The sequence below is a fragment of the Thermopirellula anaerolimosa genome, from assembly GCF_054657335.1.
Genome location: NZ_BAAHYX010000004.1, coordinates 1,036,607 through 1,056,397, shown reverse-complemented (window position 1 = coordinate 1,056,397; position 19,791 = coordinate 1,036,607). Strand labels below are relative to the sequence as shown.

14 protein-coding genes and 2 tRNA genes are annotated in these 19,791 nt (G+C 61.6%); 10 read left to right on the top strand and 6 right to left on the bottom strand.

Features of this window, described 5'->3' with window-relative positions; genetic code table 11:
* Window positions 1–48 precede the first annotated feature (48 nt).
* A complete protein-coding gene (gene ispD, locus ACYQ6J_RS04550) occupies window positions 49–789 on the bottom strand; it encodes a 2-C-methyl-D-erythritol 4-phosphate cytidylyltransferase (RefSeq protein ID WP_460183009.1) in 741 nt (246 codons plus the stop codon).
* Between the two features lie 426 nt (window positions 790–1,215).
* On the opposite strand from ispD, the gene ACYQ6J_RS04545 reads away from it, so the two are divergent.
* From ACYQ6J_RS04545 to ACYQ6J_RS04520, 6 genes are all read left to right on the top strand, one after another.
* Window positions 1,216–5,142, top strand: coding sequence for a family 10 glycosylhydrolase (locus tag ACYQ6J_RS04545; RefSeq protein WP_460183008.1), 3,927 nt, complete (start codon window positions 1,216–1,218; stop codon window positions 5,140–5,142).
* 214 nt (window positions 5,143–5,356) lie between these two features.
* On the top strand, window positions 5,357–5,674 hold the full coding sequence (rpmB, locus tag ACYQ6J_RS04540; protein WP_460183007.1) for a 50S ribosomal protein L28: 318 nt from the start codon (window positions 5,357–5,359) through the stop codon (window positions 5,672–5,674).
* A 409-nt stretch (window positions 5,675–6,083) separates the two neighbouring features.
* On the top strand, window positions 6,084–6,299 hold the full coding sequence (locus ACYQ6J_RS04535) for a hypothetical protein (protein WP_460183006.1): 216 nt from the start codon (window positions 6,084–6,086) through the stop codon (window positions 6,297–6,299).
* 114 nt (window positions 6,300–6,413) lie between these two features.
* Window positions 6,414–7,841, top strand: coding sequence for a class I SAM-dependent methyltransferase (locus tag ACYQ6J_RS04530; protein ID WP_460183005.1), 1,428 nt, complete (start codon window positions 6,414–6,416; stop codon window positions 7,839–7,841).
* Window positions 7,842–7,964: 123 nt separating this feature from the next.
* On the top strand, window positions 7,965–9,503 hold the full coding sequence (locus ACYQ6J_RS04525; RefSeq protein WP_460183004.1) for a sulfatase-like hydrolase/transferase: 1,539 nt from the start codon (window positions 7,965–7,967) through the stop codon (window positions 9,501–9,503).
* Between the two features lie 250 nt (window positions 9,504–9,753).
* The gene (locus tag ACYQ6J_RS04520) at window positions 9,754–11,106 is read left to right on the top strand and encodes a Gfo/Idh/MocA family protein (RefSeq protein ID WP_460183003.1); all 1,353 of its coding nucleotides are present in this window, start codon (window positions 9,754–9,756) and stop codon (window positions 11,104–11,106) included.
* A gap of 132 nt (window positions 11,107–11,238) precedes the next feature.
* On the opposite strand, the gene ACYQ6J_RS04515 is transcribed toward ACYQ6J_RS04520, so the two are convergent.
* Window positions 11,239–12,117, bottom strand: a complete 879-nt coding sequence (locus ACYQ6J_RS04515) for an ExeA family protein (protein WP_460183002.1) — start codon at window positions 12,115–12,117, stop codon at window positions 11,239–11,241.
* Window positions 12,118–12,368: 251 nt separating this feature from the next.
* Here ACYQ6J_RS04515 and ACYQ6J_RS04510 point away from each other — a divergent pair, with 251 nt between their 5' ends.
* Window positions 12,369–13,154 (top strand): RsmE family RNA methyltransferase, encoded by a 786-nt coding sequence (locus tag ACYQ6J_RS04510; protein ID WP_460183001.1) that lies wholly within the window; start codon window positions 12,369–12,371, stop codon window positions 13,152–13,154.
* A gap of 178 nt (window positions 13,155–13,332) precedes the next feature.
* Here the strand turns inward: ACYQ6J_RS04510 and ACYQ6J_RS04505 are convergent, their stop codons facing one another.
* The 3 genes from ACYQ6J_RS04505 to ACYQ6J_RS04495 all read right to left on the bottom strand — a co-directional run bounded on the left by ACYQ6J_RS04505 (window position 13,333) and on the right by ACYQ6J_RS04495 (window position 13,893).
* Window positions 13,333–13,551, bottom strand: a complete 219-nt coding sequence (locus tag ACYQ6J_RS04505; protein ID WP_460183000.1) for a hypothetical protein — start codon at window positions 13,549–13,551, stop codon at window positions 13,333–13,335.
* A 156-nt stretch (window positions 13,552–13,707) separates the two neighbouring features.
* Window positions 13,708–13,781, bottom strand: a tRNA-Lys gene (locus tag ACYQ6J_RS04500).
* Between the two features lie 28 nt (window positions 13,782–13,809).
* Window positions 13,810–13,893, bottom strand: a tRNA-Leu gene (locus ACYQ6J_RS04495).
* 314 nt (window positions 13,894–14,207) lie between these two features.
* Here ACYQ6J_RS04495 and ACYQ6J_RS04490 point away from each other — a divergent pair.
* Window positions 14,208–15,167 (top strand): DUF1559 family PulG-like putative transporter, encoded by a 960-nt coding sequence (locus ACYQ6J_RS04490; RefSeq protein WP_460182999.1) that lies wholly within the window; start codon window positions 14,208–14,210, stop codon window positions 15,165–15,167.
* A gap of 105 nt (window positions 15,168–15,272) precedes the next feature.
* Here the strand turns inward: ACYQ6J_RS04490 and ACYQ6J_RS04485 are convergent, their stop codons facing one another.
* Window positions 15,273–16,793 carry a PilW family protein gene (locus ACYQ6J_RS04485; protein ID WP_460182998.1) on the bottom strand — a complete coding sequence of 507 codons (1,521 nt, stop codon included), beginning with the start codon at window positions 16,791–16,793 and terminating at the stop codon, window positions 15,273–15,275.
* An 835-nt stretch (window positions 16,794–17,628) separates the two neighbouring features.
* Here ACYQ6J_RS04485 and ACYQ6J_RS04480 point away from each other — a divergent pair.
* The gene (locus ACYQ6J_RS04480) at window positions 17,629–18,714 is read left to right on the top strand and encodes a FemAB family XrtA/PEP-CTERM system-associated protein (protein WP_460182997.1); all 1,086 of its coding nucleotides are present in this window, start codon (window positions 17,629–17,631) and stop codon (window positions 18,712–18,714) included.
* 148 nt (window positions 18,715–18,862) lie between these two features.
* Window positions 18,863–19,753 carry a glucose-1-phosphate thymidylyltransferase RfbA gene (gene rfbA, locus ACYQ6J_RS04475; protein ID WP_460182996.1) on the top strand — a complete coding sequence of 297 codons (891 nt, stop codon included), beginning with the start codon at window positions 18,863–18,865 and terminating at the stop codon, window positions 19,751–19,753.
* Window positions 19,754–19,791: the final 38 nt, after the last annotated feature.

The window sequence follows — 19,791 nt, the reverse complement described above, 5'->3', positions numbered from 1 at the left end:
GCTTGTTGCCGCGCCGCAATCAAAATCGGGCACGATTGTGCCGGGGGATTACCGCCAAAGATCGTCGTCCGCGAAGGGGTGTCGCGGTTCCGCGAGTTTGGGTTTGGGCAACACTTCCAGAATCTTTTCCGCCAAACGCAGGTCCTCCCGGGTCGTGATTTTGATGTTCAACGTCGAACCGGGCACCACGTGAACCTGTCGCCCCGCCTTTTCCAGCCATTGGGCGTCGTCGGTGACGGGGAGCGAACCGCTTTGTTGACAGGCCTCGATCAGCCAATCGCGGCGAAAGACCTGGGGGGTTTGCGCTTCCCAAACTCCTTTGCGCGGCAGTGTCTGGACGATTACGTGGTTTTCTCCCACCTGCTTCAATGTCGCGACGGCGGGTATCGCCAGGATGGCGGCGCCGGTCTCTTCCGCTCGGGCGAAGACGGCGTCGATCCAGGGATCGGCCAGGCACGGACGGGCGGCGTCGTGAATGCACACGAAATCCGCCTCCGGTTTGACCGCGGTCAGCGCATTCCGCACGGAGTCGTTTCTCTCCTTGCCGCCTTGGACCACGTGAATTCCCAGGATGGCAATCTCGGAGGCGAATTTTTCGCGGAAAAACTCGTAGTCGTCGGGCGACACCGCGATGATGACTTGCACCACATCCTGCCGTTGAATGAAGCGGTGGGCCGAATGGAGCCAAACCGCCCTGCCGGCAAGCGGGGCGAAGGGTTTCTTGTAACTCCTGTCCCGAAAGCGGGAACTGGCCCCCGCCGCCGGTAGGATCACCGCGTATTTTGACACGACATCCCCTCTCTATTCTGGCGATTGGTTCAGCGAAAGCTTCATTTTCGCCCAGGATGCGGACCCGTCAAGGCGAAGGCCGCATCGTGCGCTCACGTGAAAAGGGGAGCACCTCATAAATTGGGTAATAAAAAATGGGATAGCCCGGATCGGCGTTCTACGAATATAATCCGCGTGCTGAAATATCGCCCGCCGCCGGACCGGCTTGGCCCCATGGAGCGGTCGGGCTTTGGCAAGGAAGCGCAGCCCGTGTGAGCCCCGCAGTTTGCTCTCGCAGGGATCTTAGAGGGGATTATGCTCGGACAAGGAGGTCCGAACTCTCGCCGACCCAGGTCTTTCCCCGCCGAGGTGCAGTTTTCCTCGTCGGCGAAGCGTTGCTGCGCGCACGGAAACCGAAGTTCGCGTTCCTCGGCGCTGCCGTTGCTTTTGCGGTTGATCGCAGTATTGGCGTCCTTGGGGTTTGGATCGGTTCGGGCCGAGGAAGTCGGCCTCCGCATCTCCTGGGGAGGCGAGACGCCCGTGGCGTGGCGCGGTCGAATCGCCGTCGAAGGAGGCTCCATTCGCGATTGGCGCCCGATAGGGTCGGAGGTGGATGAGGCGGCGGCGCTGATTTGGCAAGACGGTGGGCTCGTCCTGGATGCACCGTCGCCGAGATTCTTCGACGGCGTGGATATTTGGGTGGAAGGGGACGACGCCGCAACCGTGCGCGTTTCCGTGGAGGCGGGGACTGGTTCGGGACGTCCGCCTTTGCTGCTTCGCCTCGGCGATTTGACGCGACAACCCGTCTACCAGGCCGACTTGGACGGCGAAGGCAATCGGCTCTATATCGAGCGGATCCCGGGCGACAAACTGCACGTCACGCTGTCCCGACCGCACCTGGTGTTCGATCCCGAGGAATCCATCGACTTGGAAGTCGAACCTCGCGGCGTGGCGGCGCCGGGGACGCGACTGATCCTTCGGGCTGAATTGACTCGGCCGAGTCCGGAGCGACAGGCGTCGGAAGGCCCGCACGGCGTGTTACCGCAGATAGCGCTGCCGCGATTCGGCGGGACGGGCGAATCCACGCCCACGATTCAGCACGAGTTCTCCTTTTCGCCCGGCGACAAGATACCCATCCGTTTGTCGGCGCCGCGAGAGGAGGGCGTTTACGAGATCATCTTGGAGGCGGTTTCCACGGCTCGCCCGCGGCTTTCGGACGCCGTGATGCGTCCCTTCGCCCCGCCGACGGTGCTGGCCGCGCGACGGGTGCAGATCGTGGTATTGGGGAGGGATCAACCGGTCGAGGAATCCCCGGTCGGAACGCCGGCGATAATCGGCGAGGCCGTGCCCGCCGCCAACCCCGGCATTTGGGATCGGCTCCCCTTGATCGCGCAGCACCTTCGCCGATTGGGAGTGTGGAATCGGGGGGATGCCTTGGGCAGCGGGCGTCGTAGCACTCGCGAGGGTCCCGGCGGCACGATGGTGGAACTGACGTCCGCCGGAGAGGAACCGGCCTGGGAGGCGCTTTCGTTACCGGTGGCCGAGCTTGGCATGCCGCATGTCATCGAGATCGAGCTTCCCCCTGATGTGGAGCAGGTCTTGACGGTGAGCATCTTGGAATCGAACGCGGCGGGGGCGATTCACCCGCCGACCTTGGATTGCGGCGTCCACGCGGGATCGCAAGGAATCGGCGCTCCCGTTCGCACCGATGCGATTCGGCATTACGTCATCTTCTGGCCGCGGACCGAGCGTCCGTTGTTGATCCTGGCGACCGGTCGCCCGGACTTGCCGTTGGTCCACGGCAAGATTCAGGTCTATGCCGGTTGGCGGCGGTTGCCCAAGCTATTCCCCGCCGAAGCCTTCCCCACGGAACGCTGGATCGCCGCTTATCTCCACCGACCGCTGTTCACCGCCGAGTTCCAGGGGCCGGATGTTCCCGGACCGTTCCAACGCCAAGGCGTCGAGGACTGGCGGACGTTTTTCCTGGCCGGATCGCGATTGACCGAATACTTGAACTACGGGGGATACAACTGTCTAGTGATGTCCGTGGCTGCCGACGGCACGGCCTTGTATCCCAGCCGGGTACTGCGGCCGACTCCAAGATTCGACTCCGGGTGCTTCGCGCAGGACGGGTACGATCCGCTGAGAAAGGACGTCCCGGAACTGCTCTTCCGATTGTTTGACCGAGAAGGCTTGCTATTCATACCGGCCATGGATTTTTCCGTGCCGCTGCCCGATTTGGAGTCCGCGATTCTACGCGGAGGGCCGGAAAAACGAGGTCTGCGGTGGATCGGTCCCGACGGTCGCGCCCTGCACGAGGTCCGACCTCCTTACCGCGGCATGGCGCCGTATTACAACATCCTCCAACCGGAAGTCCAAGAAGGGATATTGGCGGCGGTCCGCGAGCTATTGGAACGCTATCGCGACCATCCGTCGTTGGCCGGCTTGGGAATCCAGGTCTCGACCTACGGCTACGTGCAACTGCCCGGTCCGGAATGGGGCATGGACGACGCTACGGCCGCGCGATTCGAGGAAGAGACCGGCCTCGACCTGCCCGAGACCGGCGATAACCGCTTTGCCCTTCGGGCCGAGTTACTGCTGGGACGATACCGCTCGCAATGGCTGCGTTGGCGGGCCCAGCGGATGGAGAGCTTTTATACTCGGGTGTACCAGGAATTGGCCGCAGTTCGGCCGGACGGCAAGTTGCTGCTGCTGGCTCCCACGATGTTCGTCGGTCGCGACTGGGAGGAACGCTTGCGGCCCAGCTTGCTGGATCGGCCGGACCCCACTCAAGTCGGTTTAGAGACCGGTTTGCAGCCGCGCAACTTCTACACGCAACCGAACATCGTCTTTTTGCAACCGCGGCGCATGGTGGGCTTCGCCGATTTCAGCGTGCGGTCGGCGGAGTACGAGATGGCCCAACTGCTCCAAGGGTTGCAGGGAAGCTCGCGATCCCCCGTGCCGGGCGTTTTGTTTTACCATCCTCCGCAAGAGTTGCGACTGACGGGCTTCGACGCAGTCAGCCCAATACAACCGTCGTACCTCTCGATTTTGACCCAACCGACGGAAGGCGGTTGGGAGGCCCGGCGGCGATTCAGCCTCGCCTTGGCGGAAACGGATGCCCAAATCATCTGCGACGGCGGCTGGCGGATACCGCAGGGGCAGGAGCCGATGTTGCGTACCTGGTTTGCCGCCTATCGCCGCCTGCCGAACCTACCGTTCCAGGATCTTGGACCCGAGGAAGTCGGCGGGACGACCCAACCGGTGCGGGTCCGGAAGGCGAAGCGGGGATCGGAGTTGTTTTTCTACTTCGTCAACGAGGCGGCCTTTCCCGTGACCGTGCATGCCAAGCTGCGGTTTCCGGCGGGTACCGCGTTTCGGGAACTGAGCGGAGCGCGGCCCTTGGCGCCGCCGCGGCAAGCCGACGACGGCACGGCCCTTTGGACGTTGCAGCTCGACCCGTACGATTTGTTGGGGGTGCGAGCCTCGTCGCCCGACGTATCGTTTCGCGAAGTGAAAGTCGATTGGCCGGAGGAAACGACTCGGGCCGTGGAGTCTCTCGTTCGGGAACTGAGTGAGCGAGCGGCGACGTTAAGCTCTCCCCCCGCCTATTCCGCTCTGGAAAACGCCGAGTTCGAGTCGGGACCCGGCGATGCCGCCATTCCGGGCTGGAATGCCTCCGCCCCTGCCGGCGGCGAGATTCGACTGGACCGCGAATTTCGGCACGGCGGTGAAAGCTCGTTGTATATGGCCTCGCAAGGCTCTGAGGTCGGCGTTATCAGTCGCCCCTTTCCTTCGCCGCGGACGGGACGCCTTACGATCTCGCTTTGGGTCCGTACCCGGGACCCACGCATGCAACCGCCTTTGCGAGTGGTCTTGGCCGGCGAACAGCGCGGTGAGTCTTTCGTGCGATTCGCGGAGGTGGGGGCATCGCCTTCAGGCCGCGAAGTGCCGGCGGTCGAGGTCGATTGGTCTCCGATTGTGATCGAGGTTCGGGATTTGCCGATGACGGGACTGTCGCCGCTGCAATTGCAATTCGCTTTGACCGGCCCGGGCGAAGTCTGGATCGACGACGTGCAATTGTGCGAATTGGCGTTCACCAAGCCCGAGCGCTTGGAGCTTTTCAAACTGATTGCGCCCGTGGAGGCCAAGTTTCGTAACGGCGAAATCGCGGACTGCATTCGGATGCTCGAGGGTTTCTGGCCGCAATACCTGGTTCGGAACGTGCCGCGTTCGGAGATCATGATCGGTCGGCAATCTGACCCGCCGCCGCAGCCTCAGGTGCAATCCGCGCCTCCGAAAAAACAGCCCGAGAAGACCGCCGGACTCTTGGACCGACTCCGCGGGATGCTCCCGGAGCGACTCCGATTCTGATCGCTAGCCGGGATCCCCCTTTTCCTCTTCACGGGCGATTCGCCGCGCCGCGCGGAAATACTACGAAAGTACCACGAAGCCGGGTCGGTCGGCATCAGCCCCAGGACGACGGTTGACGATAACCTGGAGCCTTGAAGCCCTTGCAGCGGCGGCGGGGTTGCGTCATAATGAGTGATCCTGCACGGCACGAAATGCGCGTTGGAGATTTCCTTCCATGCCTCAAAAATGTGAAATCTGTGGAAAGCACCCCTCTTTCGGCAATCAGGTCACCATCCGTGGTAAGGCCAAATACCTCGGTGGTGTGGGTACCAAGGTGACCGGGATTTCTCCGCGCAAGTTCCGGCCTAATCTGCAACGTGTCCGAATCACGGACGAAAACGGCACTTCGCGACGCGCTCGGGTCTGTACGCAGTGTATCCGCTCCGGAAAGATCACTAAGCGTATTAAGAATCGGCCGTTTCAGCTCCCGGCCGAGGCCCAGGCGTTGTTGGCTGCACGAGCCAAATCGGGCAAGGGCGGTAAGAAGAAGTAGCCGCCACCTTTCCAAACGCGGTCCGAATCGCACGGATTTTGCTGATGCAGGTTTGCTGATCAAGCACCCGATCTGCTTCAGTGTCCTTCGCAAGCGGTGGTGATACCGCCCGTTTAGTTGTCCGTTTTCCTTTCCAGCCCGGTTGAGATCAGACTTTGGGCCTGTTTCTTGGGGCGTAAGGCTCATTTCATACGTCGGCGGAACGCCAATGCCGACCGGTTTCGGAATCTGCCCGCCAATCTTCCGCAAGGGATCCGCGGCTTCTTATTCAGCCGACGGGAACCGGGGAATCGGCGTTGCTCGTCGCATCTCTTTTTGTTATTAGACGCCTGATTCTTGTGATTCCTCGTCCCCCCGAAAAGGATTTCGGGGGTGGCCGAACGCAACGGCGCATTGTCAAGGACGGGTTATGAGCACTCTCATTGTCGGGTACATCGATCCGGGTTCGGGCACGATTCTGTTACAGGTCCTACTTGCCGGTTTGATCGGCAGCGTGGCGTTCTTGGGACGCATCACGGCCTTCGTTAAGAAGCTTTTCTCTCCGCGGTCGCGAGTTTCGCACGGGGACGAGACCTCCATGCCGACGACTTCCGAGATGCCGCCGTCCGAACGACGGGCGGCCTAGGCGATTGCCCGCTCGGTTTGTCTCCCCAGCTTCTCGCCTCGCGGCGGTTTCGACGCCGGGGTCGGGAATTCCGTGGACATCCCCTAAACTTCGCGTCTCCGAGGTCTTTCCACGATGAGCACCTGCCTCAGCGTCAGTCATTCGCAACGCGTCCGAGGTTCCTATCGGGACCCCTCCGGCTACGTCTTTTTCCGTGGGGGGCGCGTCTTTCGGGCCATTGATGAACCGTGTTTCGAAACGTTGCAGAGACTGGAAGCGGCGGGATTGCTGTCGCGGTGGATGGATCGCAGACTACTGGTCAACTCGCGATTCGTGAACGAACCTGCTCTGAAAGGTCAACTGGAGGCCGAGCATCCGGGCTATCACCGGTTTCTGGAGCACGAACGGATATCGCCCGTCAGTTTCCCCTACGAATGGTCGTTCTCGATGTTGGCGGACGCGGCGATCCTGACGCTCGACCTGCAATTGGAAGCGATCGAGGCGGGATACTCTCTCAAAGACGGCACTCCCTTCAACATTCAGTTTCGCGGTCCCCATCCCGTTTTCATCGACCTGCCCTCCATCGAGCGACCGCGGAGGCTCGATCTTTGGTATGCACTGGGGCAGTTCAACCGAACGTTTTTATTCCCGTTGCTGCTTCACCGACATCGCGGTTGGGATCTGAGATCGTATTTTCTGGGAAATCTGGACGGTCGCGATTCGAACGCCGTGGTGCGCAGTTTCGGTGCGCTCGGTCGGTGGAAACCTTCACTGTGGTTGGACGTGACTCTTCCCTGGTTGCTGGAACGTATGGCGGAGCGACGTCCGCGGCGGCCTGCACCCGTTACGGCCGCGCCTTCCGTGAATCGGGAACCGGTTCGCCTCAATTTGCAGCGGCTTCGCCGAAAGATCGTCAAGCTTCGCGATTCGCATCGACCCGCCGGATTGTGGGCCCGCTACACCGCGATTTGCAACTACGATGTTCAGGCCGAGGAAGGGAAGAAGAGCTTCGTCCGGCGGATGTTAGGGGCGGCATCTCCGGCGAGCGTTCTGGATCTGGGCTGCAATACGGGCGACTATGCCTTATTGGCCGCGGAATCCGGATGCGCGGTAACGGCGGTCGATCAAGACCCCGAATCGATCGACGTTCTTTATCGCCGGGCCAAGGACGCCGCCGCGCCGATCCTGCCTTTGGTCGTGGACGCGACCAATCCCAGTCCGGCGCTCGGCTTCCGCCTGGCGGAGCGTCCCAGTTTTTACGAACGGGCGCGGGCCGACTGCGTGTTCGCTCTGGCCTTGATCCACCACCTCGTCGTGAGCGGCAATCTCAGTTTGGCCGCAACGTGCGATCTCTTCGACGATCTGACGCGCGAGCATCTGCTCCTGGAGTTCGTGCCTCCGGACGATGACATGTTCCAGCGGCTTACCCGATTCCGGCACGATTCCTTCGAGCACCTGACTCCGGCGGCGTGCCGAAAAGTCTTCGGTGAGCGATTCGCCATCGTGGAGGAGTATGCCGTGCCGCACTCGAAACGCATCCTTTTCTGGATGCGAAAACGTTGAAGCCAAGGGCTCTGTCGCACGAATTGGGGCCAGCTTTGGCGTTCCATTTCCTTGGCGCCGCCGCGTCGTGCGCGATCCCCAAGACCGAACCCATGGGCCGGACCAAGCCGAGAGGATGGATGCATGAGTCGGCTGCGCCGCGAGTGGAACGCTTTGGCATCGGTCGGCAAATGGACGACCTTGGGGCTGGGGTTTGCCGGATGGTTGTACGCGGCTCAGATCGGCTCTTGGACCTCCGAACGCAATCGCTACCATGACTTCTGGAGTCGTGTCGACGCTTGGGCGATCATGGTGGGCGTCGTCTCCGCCGCCGTCTTGATTGCGACGGCCGGCTGGGCGTTGTCTCGCGTGAAGTCCGAGAGGTTCAAGCAGGCGGCGCGTTTCGTTTTCGCCCTGGTTCTGGCCGATCTCGTTCTTTCCTGGCTGGTCTCGACATTCGTCGGCGTCGGTTTCACGACCAAGTACGATGCCGTGTTTTGGTTGGGCTGGACCGGCATTGCGGCGGCATTGTTCGTCGTGCGGGATCGGGCGTGGAGAGTCTCCGCCGTCTTCGCCCGGGTGATGTGGCCGTTACCGCTGGTCTATTTATTCCTGGTCCTTTCGTGGGCACCTTGGGATTGCGACGGTAAGGCCCAGAAATCGGCGCAACCCATGCCGGCGACGCACAGCTCACCCAATTCTCCGCGGACGCCGGTGTACATCTTCGTCTTCGACGAATGGTCGTACCAGCGGAGCATGGAGAACGGGCGATTTATTCCGGAGCTTCCGCATTTGGCGGCCTTTGCCCGACAGGCAAGCGTGTTTCACAACGCGGTCTCCGCCGCCGATACCACGTTCTTTTCCCTGCCTCGCTTCTTGTTGCAGCAATCGGAAGGCGAACTGGGGTTGAGCGGCGGACGTGCCTTCTGGAGGACCGACTCAAGGGTTCGACCTCTGGAGGAAATGCCGACTTTGCTGGATGCTCCGGCGCGTGCGGGCTACCAGGCGACTCTCGTAGGCTTCTACCATCCGTACCACGTGTTGTTCGAACGTCGCGGTATCGTCGCCCGCGGATACCCCAATGATCCCAAGCGGCCCGATTTGCTTGGGCGAGCGTTGGAACTGGGCATGTACAACCTCGAATTCCTTACCGATCCCATCTCACGCTGGGTGTACCGCGTCTATCAAGCGGAACACTTCAGTCGCCACTGGCGGCGGCACGTCGCGACCATCGTGGAGGATACGATCGAGGTCTTGGATCGAAATCGCCCCGACACTTTCGCCGTGTTTCATTGGCCGCTACCGCATGGGCCGTTTATTTTCGATGCCGATGGGCGGTACCGCGGGCCGTACAATCCGCGATTCGATACCATGTACGGAACGCCCGACGACTACCTTCGTCATTTACGTTTGCTCGATCGTCGGGTCGGCGAAATCGTGGAGCATCTCCAGGCCGTCGGCCGATTCGATGACGCATTGATCGTCTTCACCTCCGACCATAGCTGGCGACGCGATCCGGAACTTCCCACCACCCCCAATGCGCCGGAACGACGCCACGTCCCGTTGCTCATCAAGTTCCCCGGCCAAACGGAACCGCGGGAATCGTGGGATCCGATCGAGCTTGCCCAACTTGAGCGTCTGATTTTTCCGCGGGTCGCCGGCTTGGATATTCAGTCTGAGTGATTTCCGTCTTCAAAGTCATTCGAGCGAGAGGCGGCTTGCCCTGATTTGCGTCGCCTCGAGCAGGTGGTTAAACTGATCGACGTAAGTTCGGTCGTGCGGCGCGAACGCGTTCGGCTTGAATAGCTCGGGTCCGGCGACCGCCGCACGGCGGTCTCGATTCCGGAACGAATCGTGCCGCTCCGCGCCGCCCTTGGCGAATTGATCGTACTTCCTTCCCCACCCGATTCCGTTTCAGCGAAAGGCGACTTTCATGGCTCACGACGCGACCAAGCCGTATCAAACGAATCGACGCGATTTCCTGCGCATCGGATCGGCCGCCGCAGCGGGAACGCTGGGGGCTTCCTCCCTGGCGCGCTTCGTTCACGCCGCCGAGAATAACACCGTGCAAGTGGCCTTGGTCGGATGCGGCGGACGCGGGACGGGAGCGGCGGCCAACGCCTTGTCCACCACCTCGGGGCCGATCAAGCTTATCGCCCTCGCCGATGTCTTTTCGGATCGACTCCAGGCCTGCCTGCGAAACTTGCAAGGCCAATTCGCCGACAAGATGGACGTCCCGCCGGAGCGGCAATTCGTGGGCTTCGACGCCTATCGCAAGGCGATCGATGCTTTGAACCCCGGCGACTTGGTACTATTGGCCACGCCGCCCGCCTTTCGGCCGCTTCATCTCGAGTATGCCGTCGAGCAAGGGCGTAACGTTTTCATGGAAAAGTCCTTCGCCGTCGATGGTCCGGGAATCCGCAGGGTGCTCGCCGCGGGCAAAGCCGCCGAAGCCAAGAACCTCAAGATCGCCGGCGGTTTGATGAGTCGGCACTATATCCCGCTGGAACAGATCATCGGCAAAATCCACGACGGAGCCATCGGCAAGGTGATTACGGCGTGGGCCTATCGGGCACATGGTCCGGTGGGCTTTTCGCCCCGCAAACCCGGCGAGAGCGAGTTGGCCCATCAAATCCGCAACTATAGCTGTTTCACTTGGTTGAACGGCAGTTTCATCGTGGATTGGTTGATCCACAACATCGACGTCTGTTGCTGGGTGAAGAACGATTGGCCGGTGTCGTGCCAAGGGCAGGGCGGGCGTCAGGTCCGCGATCAACCGGACCAACTCTTCGACCACTACGCGGCCGAGTACACGTTCGCCGACGGCACCCGGCTTTTCGCCCAGGGTCGGCACATGGCCAACTGCTGGGGCTTTTTCGGCGACATCATACACGGTGCGGAAGGCTCGGGCGTCCTCGGCGAAGGCATTCCGGACCCGCGACTCTACAAGACGCACGTGCGATCCGCCGAAAACGAAATCTGGAAATACGACGGTCCGCCCGCCAACGCGTATCAATACGAGTTGGACCTGCTGGTGGAGGCCATCCGAAAGGACCTGCCCTACAACGAAACCGAGCGGTGCGCCAAGTCGTGCCTCACCGCCATCCTGGGGAGGATGGCCATCGAGTCCGGGCAAGAGGTGACCTTCGAAGAGGCCCTCAATTCCGACCTGGTCTTGGCTCCCGATTTGGACAAGTGGACCAATTTGGACGATCCCGCGCCGGTGCAAGCCGACGCCCAGGGACGCTATCCGATCGCACTTCCCGGTTTCACCAAGGCCTATTGAGGCCGGCGTGTGGAGGCTCGGCTCGCGACTGCCGGGCGATGCCGGTAGGCATGGGCTGCTTCGAGTACGAGCACCTTGTCTCGCAACGCATGTCGGCGGTGGGCTTGCGGGCGCACCGCCGACTTTGTTCGCTCAATGGACGCGGATTTCCCATTCCTGCGACCGTCGCCGGGATGCGTCCGGCGTGTGTCGGCGGGGATATAGTTCATCGTGAACGGCGTCAACAATCTCGGGATCGATCGGTCGCGCGTCCGCGCCCGCCGCCGCCGTCAGGCACAAATCCGCCAAGCGATGGACCTCTCGCGGCACGCCGCCGCTCAATTGCGCTATCCTTCGCACGGCCTCGGGATCGAAAACCGATTGCCAATCTTCTCGGCCCGCGGCCTGTATCTGCCTCGCCACGTGTGCCTCCACTTCGTCCGCGTCCCACGGTTCCAATTCGATGCGAAGGTCGAGCAGATTCAGACATTGCCGGGGAATGTGCCGGACCTCTTGGGGACGAGCGGTGAGAAACAGGATGGGGGAGGGAGAATCGTCCCAACGCAGGCGTGACAAATAGATCAAGCCGACGGCAATCTTGGGCGAGGCCGCCGCTACGTCGTCCAGCAACACGACCCAAGGGCGATGCTGATACGCCGCCGCCGCAAACCGGCTTTCGATTGCTCGCCGCATCAAGACCGGATTGCGCCGCGCCGCGGACAAACCGCCGGTCTTTTCCGCCAGTCGAAACAGCAAGGCGTTCTCATCCATGCCCGCCGCGTCGAGGAGATAGGCATCGGCGGTGCGACGAATCCGCTCCGAAAAAACGTCGAGTAGCAGCGTCTTGCCGGTCCCGTCCGCGCCCACGATCAAGCCGCCGCTTCGTCCGTTCTGGACGATGAACTCCATCCGTGCCAGAGCCTCTTCCTGAGATGCCGTGGGCATCACGCCGCCTCGGGGCGGTCGCGCGGGAAAAGGAGAGGTTGCCAGGCCCCAATAGTCGAGTATGGCGAAGGCTCCGGATCGGGTCACGATACGTCACTCCCTTTTCCTCGATCATCGACCGGAAAACTTCCGACCGGTTATGCTTCCGAGGGCGGGTCTCCGCACGCTTGCGATCGACGGACGATGCACGCAATACGATCGCCGTGATGGCCCGGCGCGCCGTCGCCCGGCGTCGACAGAGCGTCCCTCGCGTCGGGCGGCAGGTTTCCCCCATCGCTCATCTTCGGTAAAATCATCCCGTTTTCTTCATTCGGAAATTCCTGAGCCGTTGCCGCACGATGTCTCAAAGATTTTTTGTCGGCCGAGAGATCCTCGGCCAGTCTGCGGTTCTCGAGGGGAACGAGGCCTATCACCTGGTTCGGGTAATGCGGGCCAAGCCCGGCTTCCGGTGCACGCTTTTCGACGGTACCGGCACCGAGTATGACGCGGAGGTGACCGAGGTATCCCCCAAAGCGGCGCGGCTCCGCATTCTGAGCAGTCGGGCGGTGGAGCGAGAATTGTCGTTTCGGGTGACGATCGCGGCCCCCCTCCCGAAAGGCGACCGCGAGCGTTTTCTCGTCGAGAAGCTCACGGAATTGGGGGTGACCACGTTCGTCCCTCTAATCACGGCGCGGACCGTCGTTCGCCCTACGCCGTCGGGCGTCCGGCGTTTGGAACGCGACGTCATCGAGGCCTCCAAGCAGTGCGGGAGAAATCGCTTGATGCGAATCACCGCGCCGACCGTCTTGCAGGCATTCCTCCAAGATTACGCGACCGCCGAGGTCCGTTGGTTGGCCCATCCTTGCCAGGAGATGCGGCAAGTCGCGGCGGGTGGGGACGCCGGGGCAACGTCGGAGACCCCGTCGGGCAAACTCCGTGGGGAGGGCGTCTCGGCCGAATCGCCCGCGGTGCCGTCCGCGGAATCGGCATGGGTGGCGGTGGTCGGACCGGAAGGGGGGTTCGCGCCGGAGGAGCTACAGGCGGCGGCGTCGCTCGGTTGGCGTTTCGTCGATTTGGGCCCGAGAATCCTGCGGGTCGAAACCGCCGCCATCGTGTTGGCCGTCAAGATGACCTCAAGAGGCTGACATTGAAAATTACGCGAAAGGGCCGCCTCGAGCTTGATACGCGGCCATTTCACGGGACGGAAGCGTGGTCCGAGCGCGGTTACGTCGGCGACTCGAACATGCCGATGCAGTCGATCGCCTTGCGCACCCGGCGGTTTTGGTGTTTGTAGAACTCAACCACCTTGTCTACCGCTGCGGCCTAGGTCGCCCGCTGCTCCACTCTGGTGAGCCGGTTGCGGTAAACGCAATTGTACTGGGTGATGTCCGTGTCGCCCGGGTCGGGCGGGCCATTGGCGCGGGTTGCGATGGAGCGGAGCGTGCGATTGCCTTCGGCCCGGTAGAGATCGCGTTCGGTGCCGTCGGAGAGCAGTCGATAGTCGCGCCGGTGGCGTAGGTGCTGCCGTCGTCGGTGACGCAATTGCCGTTCGCGCCTTCGTTTGTTATCTGCGAGGCGGTTCAAGGTTCGAACCTTCGCGTCGCCTTGCTTCGGGGCGGGAATTGGTCGCGCATGCAAAAACCCCATGAGGTCAACCGTCTACGGGAGAGATCATGGGGGATGTGCATTGTGTATCAGTGCCCCCTGTAGGATTTGAACCTACGACCCGCTGATTAAGAGTCAGCTGCTCTGCCGGGCTGAGCTAAGGGGGCTGAGACGCGGACGGCCGACGCCGTTAAGTGCGGGAAAGAGGACTTGAACCTCCACGGCCTTGCGGCCACTAGGCCCTCAACCTAGCGCGTCTGCCAATTCCGCCATTCCCGCGGACAATACCCAACCTCACCTCGCGGATTCGAGGCTGGATAATTCTTAATGTATCCTGTTCGCCCGGCACGTCAAGCCGCGGTGCCGCATGCGCGGACGGGCCGCGATGCCCGGCCCGCGACGGATCGGAGGGGCAGAGGTTGGTGCCTTCGGGATAGCTGCGAGCAATGCCCGCCGAAAATTCTCGAAAAATGCGGGCGGAATCCTGGATTCCCCGTCGTAGGGTTGTCACAATACAATTAAGAGGGCAAGACTTAGGTCCTCGTCCGAAGACCTCGCCGGGCCGGCGCCGCTTGGGAAAGGAGTATCGAATAATGGCCCGTTCGCATCGTCACGCGTTCACCCTCGTCGAATTGCTCGTCGTCGTGGTGATCATTTCCATCCTTGTCGCGTTGCTTCTGCCGGCGATTGTGGGATCCCGCGAGCGGGCGAGATCGGCCCAGTGCCAGAACCGCTTGTCCGAAATCGCTAAGGCCTGCTTGACGTACGAATCGGAGAAGGGCTTTTTGCCGGGCTACAAGAACAGTTTCAGTGCCGTGCCCGGCCTGAGTTGGGCGGCAGTGCTGCTGCCGAACATCGGGCGGCAGGATATGTGGCGACTGGTGCGAGTCAGGGATTTCGCGCCGGCGTCCGGGTTTCCGGATCCCGTCTTGAGCGGTTTCCAGATCACGGAGTTGATTTGCCCAAGCGATCCACGTCCCGGTCTGTATGCCGCATTGGGTTATGCCGTCAACTGTGGAATCGACGATAATATCCGTAATAGTAACAACGAACCGATAGAAAACGCCGCTTACGGCGTCTTTTTCAATCATGACGCAAACGACGTTCCGGTTCCTCAACAGATCAAAGTCCGAACGGATCGCATACCCGACGGCGCGCAGAGGACGATCCTGGCCAGTGAAAATCTCCAGGCGGGGACTTGGATGCGCTTCGAGCTAGAACCCAATCAGAATCCACCGCCTGAGTGGGTCGTGAAAAAGCCGGAAAGACTCATCACATTGGAGCCAGAGGTCGGTCTGTGGTGGCAGGCGTCGCCCGGGGCATGCGGTCACATCAATCGGTGCAAGGAGAATGCCCCGCCGCCTTTTCCTGGGCCGCTCCCAAATGCGTCCCAACTGAATCCTCGACCTTCCAGCAACCACCCCGGCGGAGTCAACGTCGCCTTCTGCGACGGCCACGTGGACTTCATCACGGACGATGTGGATTATTCGGTGTACCAGCACCTGATGACGCCGGACAGCAAGGCCGCCGGTTTGCCGCCCGAGCAATTCTAGACGTGTCCATTCTCCACGCGATGAATTACCGGCCCAACCCGGTTTTGTGTGAGGCGTGTGATTGGACGGCACTCGGCGAATGTAAATGTAACGCTCAGCGGTGGCTTATTTCGGCAGGAGGTCTTGCACTACGGTGACCTGCCGAATTTGGCGACTGTCCGGTTCAAAGACGCGAATGACGATTTGAAGGCCGCGACAAGATTCGGAATACGGAGGCGGGGTCTCCATTTCCGCTGCGTCGTCCACGCGGCCGTCGTTATTGTTATCAAAGCCGTCCGTCCCTTGATCCGGGCCGAGCACGCCGTCCTGGTCCAGGCCGTCTCTCTCGTAATGGTTGGACCAGGTGTCGTAAACGCAGCTTTGACCCACGGCCCAATTCCACCGCGCTAGGAATTTGGCGTCGCCCGGACCGGAAAAGGCGGAGATCGTCGAGTCTCCCGCATAATTCAGATCCACGTAGGCCCCACGAGGCACGGTGACGGCGGGACCGGGCGGCGGGAGATGATATCCCGGGTCGCCGGGTTTGACGACGTCGTTGTTGACGACGTTCAGGGGCGCCACAGGATCCCAGATCTTGACGTCGAACGAGAGGACGTTCGTCAAAACGAGGTCTTCCGCTTCACGAAAGACTTGGCCCACCGTTCGCAGGAGGCCGGTGCGCTCGTCCAATTCCGTAGCACGGAACGGATTGGACCAGGCGTCGAAGGCGTCGTAGGGTGCGGGCCGAAGCGTCAGATTCAATGGCGGTAAGATTCCCGACGCCAGCCAAGTCGTTGCCGCTCCCGCCGACGCACTCTCCGCGAGCGTAGGCAAGCCGAGCGTAACCCAACCAATGCGGTGCGGGTGAAAGGGATAAGCTCCGGCAGAATTGGGATTACCGGTTTGGTGGGCATAGCGATTTTCGGGTTTGGTGAGATCGCCCAACGTGGAAAACGTCCAGCTTACGCCGCCGTTCGGTAGTGATGCCGGGTGAAGCGCGACATCGAAGTAGCGATTAAAGTTTTGCGGCGCATCGCCCCATTCCGCGGGATCCAAAAAGCCGTTCCCGTTTTGGTCCGCGACGCTCGCCACCTTGGGCGCGACCAGACGCTGTCGCCGGTATAGCCGGTTGCCCCGCACGAACCACGCGATCTCGGCAACGTCGGACTCCACCGTAATGACCGTATTCGTAACGTTGTTGCGGCAGCGGCCCACGAATGGGCGGTCGGTCGCCCTGGCGGTCAGCATCAGGACGTCATCGAGGTCGCCCACGGTGGAATCCGGCCAAGGCTGACCGTTGGGGTCGAGGTCATCCAAGTTCACCGCCGACGGCGGCACGCCGGCCTGCCCCGACGGGCCTTCCGTGTATTCGAGATAGCCCTCGTTGTCGGCAGGGTCTCGCGGCGGGGCGGGGATGACGGTCAGTCCGCGAAGATCGGAACGCAAGAGTTCGGACGCGGACCGAAGGCGGTCGGCTGTTTCCAGGACGGCCCGGGTTTGGGTCATGCTCTGCATGACGGAGGCAAAAACCGTTACCACGGCGCCCAGCATGATGAGGGCGATCACGGTAGCGAGAAGGATTTCGACGAGCGTGAAGCCGCTGCGAGCGGGGCGTAACGGATGCCCCCGGCGGAAGGGCCGGTTCATGATGACCTCCAAGATTCTGCGACCGCGGTTTGCCCTGGGCCGGCCCGCTTGTCTGCCCTTTACCATTATATTTTCTTTCGTTCGTCCGTACACTAAGCGATCGCCCCAAGTTGAAAATTATTTTGCCCTGTCGGGATTGGGCGCTTCCATGCACAATAATTCCGACCCTCCACGTTGTTTCCGGGAAAACAGCATCGGCGAACCGTCCACGGCGCAGTCATGTTTAACGCGGTTCCGCGCCACGGCAAAAGTTGGTTAAGGGCCGGCCTTTAACTCAAGCGTCGCGGCTACTTGCCCGTTACCATCCGCAAGTGGTATACTCAACGTTTCGACTCGCCATTGTTCGCGCGGGGTACCGACTGCGACAGAGTGGATGATTCCGGATCGATTTTTCGATCCGCCGCGACGGTGCCGTTCGCACGGCAGCTCGGTTTCGATTGATATCGAAGACAATCGTTTTTTCAACGGACTCGGGATACTGGATTTCGGAGCGTTCCGTGGGCGTAAAAAAGACTGGAAAAGGTCGCAGGAAGATCGGGAGCAAGAAACGAAGGATGCGGGCGAAGATTCGTCACCGCAAGAAGTGACGTTTTGCGCCGCCTTTGCCTTGGTGCCCAGGTTTTCTTTCCAGAGAGGAACGCGCGGTTCCTTGGCGGGTATGGGCCTTCGGCAGAGCAAATGGCGGCGGCGAACCCGCCTCCGGTTCATTGTCCGCGTGTACTCATTCGCTACGGTTGTGCCGAGGCGGTCTTTCTCGATTCGGCCGCCGACCTTGCGCTAGGCTCGATCGACCGTGATCGTTTCGCGGCCCTGGGAACAGAGTTGAGGGCGGATCATGCCGGATCCCGCCGAGTCTGATGCCGTGACGCTTCTCGACCCGACCGCGGCGGCCTCGGAGTTGGAACAACTCTTCCGGATGTCCGGCGAGGCCCTACTGTCCCGACATCCTGCTTGGTTGGGAATCCTCAAAGTCGCCTTGGGGCATAATCCCGTCTGTCTTGCCATTCCGAACGGGACGCTCTCCGGGAGTCCGCGGGCGGATGAGTCTTTGCCGTGGGCCGCGATGCTTCCCTTGTCCCTGGTCCGGGGACCGATCTTCGGGCGATTCCTGGTGAGCCTGCCTTACGTCAATTACGGCGGTACGCTGGGAGATCGAACGGCGGCGACCCGGTTGATCGATCATGCGGTGACGTTGGCCGATTCCCGGGCGGTTCGCTATCTCGAACTGCGGCACGAGGAAGCGGTGGAACACCCGGCGCTATCCGCTCGGCTCACTAGCAAGGTTCACATGCGGTTGAACCTGCCTGGCTCCAGCGAGGCCTTGTGGAAGGCCTTTTCGCCCAAAGTGCGCAATCAAGTTCGTAAGGGGGAAAAACTGGGGCTAACCGTGCATTGGGGCGGGGAATCGCTGTTGCGGGAGTTCTACGGCGTGTTTTGTCGCAACATGCGCGACTTGGGGACGCCCGTCTATCCGCGCTCGCTTTTCGCGCACATCTTAAAGCGTTTCCCGGGCGAGGCCGAACTGTGCGTGGTTCGCCGAGACGGCCGCGCGTTGGCCTCCGGACTGCTGATGCATGGTCGGGGAGTTACGGAGGTGCCCAGCGCCGCGTCGCTTCGTCCGTTCCATTGGACCAACGCCAATATGTTCATGTATTGGCACTTGTTGTGTCGGGCGATCGAGCGTGGACAGACGGTTTTCGACTTCGGGCGGAGCACGGTCGGCGGTCCGACGCATCGCTTCAAGCGGCAGTGGGGCGCTAAAGAGTTTCCCGCCGTTTGGCAATACTACGTCCGCCGGGGCGAAATCTCCGACATGCGTCCGGAAGGCGGCAAATACCGCCTTTTCATCGCGGCCTGGCGGCGTCTGCCCGTCTTCGTAACTCGCCTGATCGGCCCGTGGATCGTTCGCGGCATTCCGTAGAGGCGCGGCTTCCGCGGGTGCTTGGCGAATCCGGCTATGCTATCATTTCGCTGGGGGAACACGTCGGGGGCGGTTCCGTCGCGCATGCGGCGGATCATCGGTCCCTGCCGACACGGCAAGCACCTCTCTTCCTCAGGAGCGGATGATTGTGACCGTACATTGCACCAAAGGGATCGTTTTGGCGGGGGGAGCGGGCACGCGGCTTCACCCCTTGACCCGGGCTATCAGTAAGCAACTCCTGCCGATTTACGATAAACCCATGGTCTATTACCCGCTGTCCACGCTCATGCTGGCGGGGATTCGGGATATCCTTATCATTTCCACGCCCGAGGACATCGGCCTCTTCGAACGCCTGTTGGGCGACGGTTCGCAGTTCGGGGTCTCGATTCGTTACGCCGTGCAGCCCAAACCGGAAGGCTTGGCCCAAGCGTTCATCATCGGACGGGACTTCGTCGGCGGGGATCACGTCGCACTGGTCTTGGGGGACAACATTTTTTACGGGCAGGGATTCCAGGGGATGTTGATTCGAGCGGCGTCGCGGGCCGACGGGGCTACCGTGTTCGCCTATCCGGTCCGGGATCCGCGGCGCTACGGCGTCGTCGAGCTGGATGCCGCCGGACGTCCCGTGCGGATCGTCGAAAAGCCCAAGGAGCCGCCGTCCAACTACGCCGTTACCGGTCTCTATTTTTATGACCGTCAGGTGGTGGAAATCGCGGCGAACCTCAAGCCCAGCCTGCGCGGCGAGTTGGAAATCACGGACGTCAACGACGCCTATCTGCGGCAAGGAAAGCTGCACGTGGAACTTCTCGGTCGGGGGTTTGCCTGGTTGGATACCGGCACGCATGAGTCGCTCCTGGAAGCCTCGACTTTTGTGGAGACGATCGAGCACAGGCAGGGGCTGAAGATCGCTTGCTTGGAAGAGGTGGCGTATCGCAAGGGATTCATCGACGCGGCCCAGGTGGAGCGTCTCGCGGCGGCTTACAATAACAGTTATGGTGAATATCTACGCGAGATGCTGCGGATGGAGCGCCGACCGTGACGTGTCGGGCGACGGGCGTTCCTCCGAGTCGCGTGCCG

Coding starts and splice junctions, on each gene's coding strand:
- rpmB (WP_460183007.1), top strand. CDS start 5,357: ATGCCTCAAAAATGTGAAATCTGTGGAAAGCACCCCTCTTTCGGCAAT.
- ACYQ6J_RS04535 (WP_460183006.1), top strand. CDS start 6,084: ATGAGCACTCTCATTGTCGGGTACATCGATCCGGGTTCGGGCACGATT.
- ACYQ6J_RS04530 (WP_460183005.1), top strand. CDS start 6,414: ATGAGCACCTGCCTCAGCGTCAGTCATTCGCAACGCGTCCGAGGTTCC.
- ACYQ6J_RS04525 (WP_460183004.1), top strand. CDS start 7,965: ATGAGTCGGCTGCGCCGCGAGTGGAACGCTTTGGCATCGGTCGGCAAA.
- ACYQ6J_RS04520 (WP_460183003.1), top strand. CDS start 9,754: ATGGCTCACGACGCGACCAAGCCGTATCAAACGAATCGACGCGATTTC.
- ACYQ6J_RS04510 (WP_460183001.1), top strand. CDS start 12,369: ATGTCTCAAAGATTTTTTGTCGGCCGAGAGATCCTCGGCCAGTCTGCG.
- ACYQ6J_RS04490 (WP_460182999.1), top strand. CDS start 14,208: ATGGCCCGTTCGCATCGTCACGCGTTCACCCTCGTCGAATTGCTCGTC.
- ACYQ6J_RS04485 (WP_460182998.1), bottom strand. CDS start 16,793: ATGAACCGGCCCTTCCGCCGGGGGCATCCGTTACGCCCCGCTCGCAGC.
- ACYQ6J_RS04480 (WP_460182997.1), top strand. CDS start 17,629: ATGCCGGATCCCGCCGAGTCTGATGCCGTGACGCTTCTCGACCCGACC.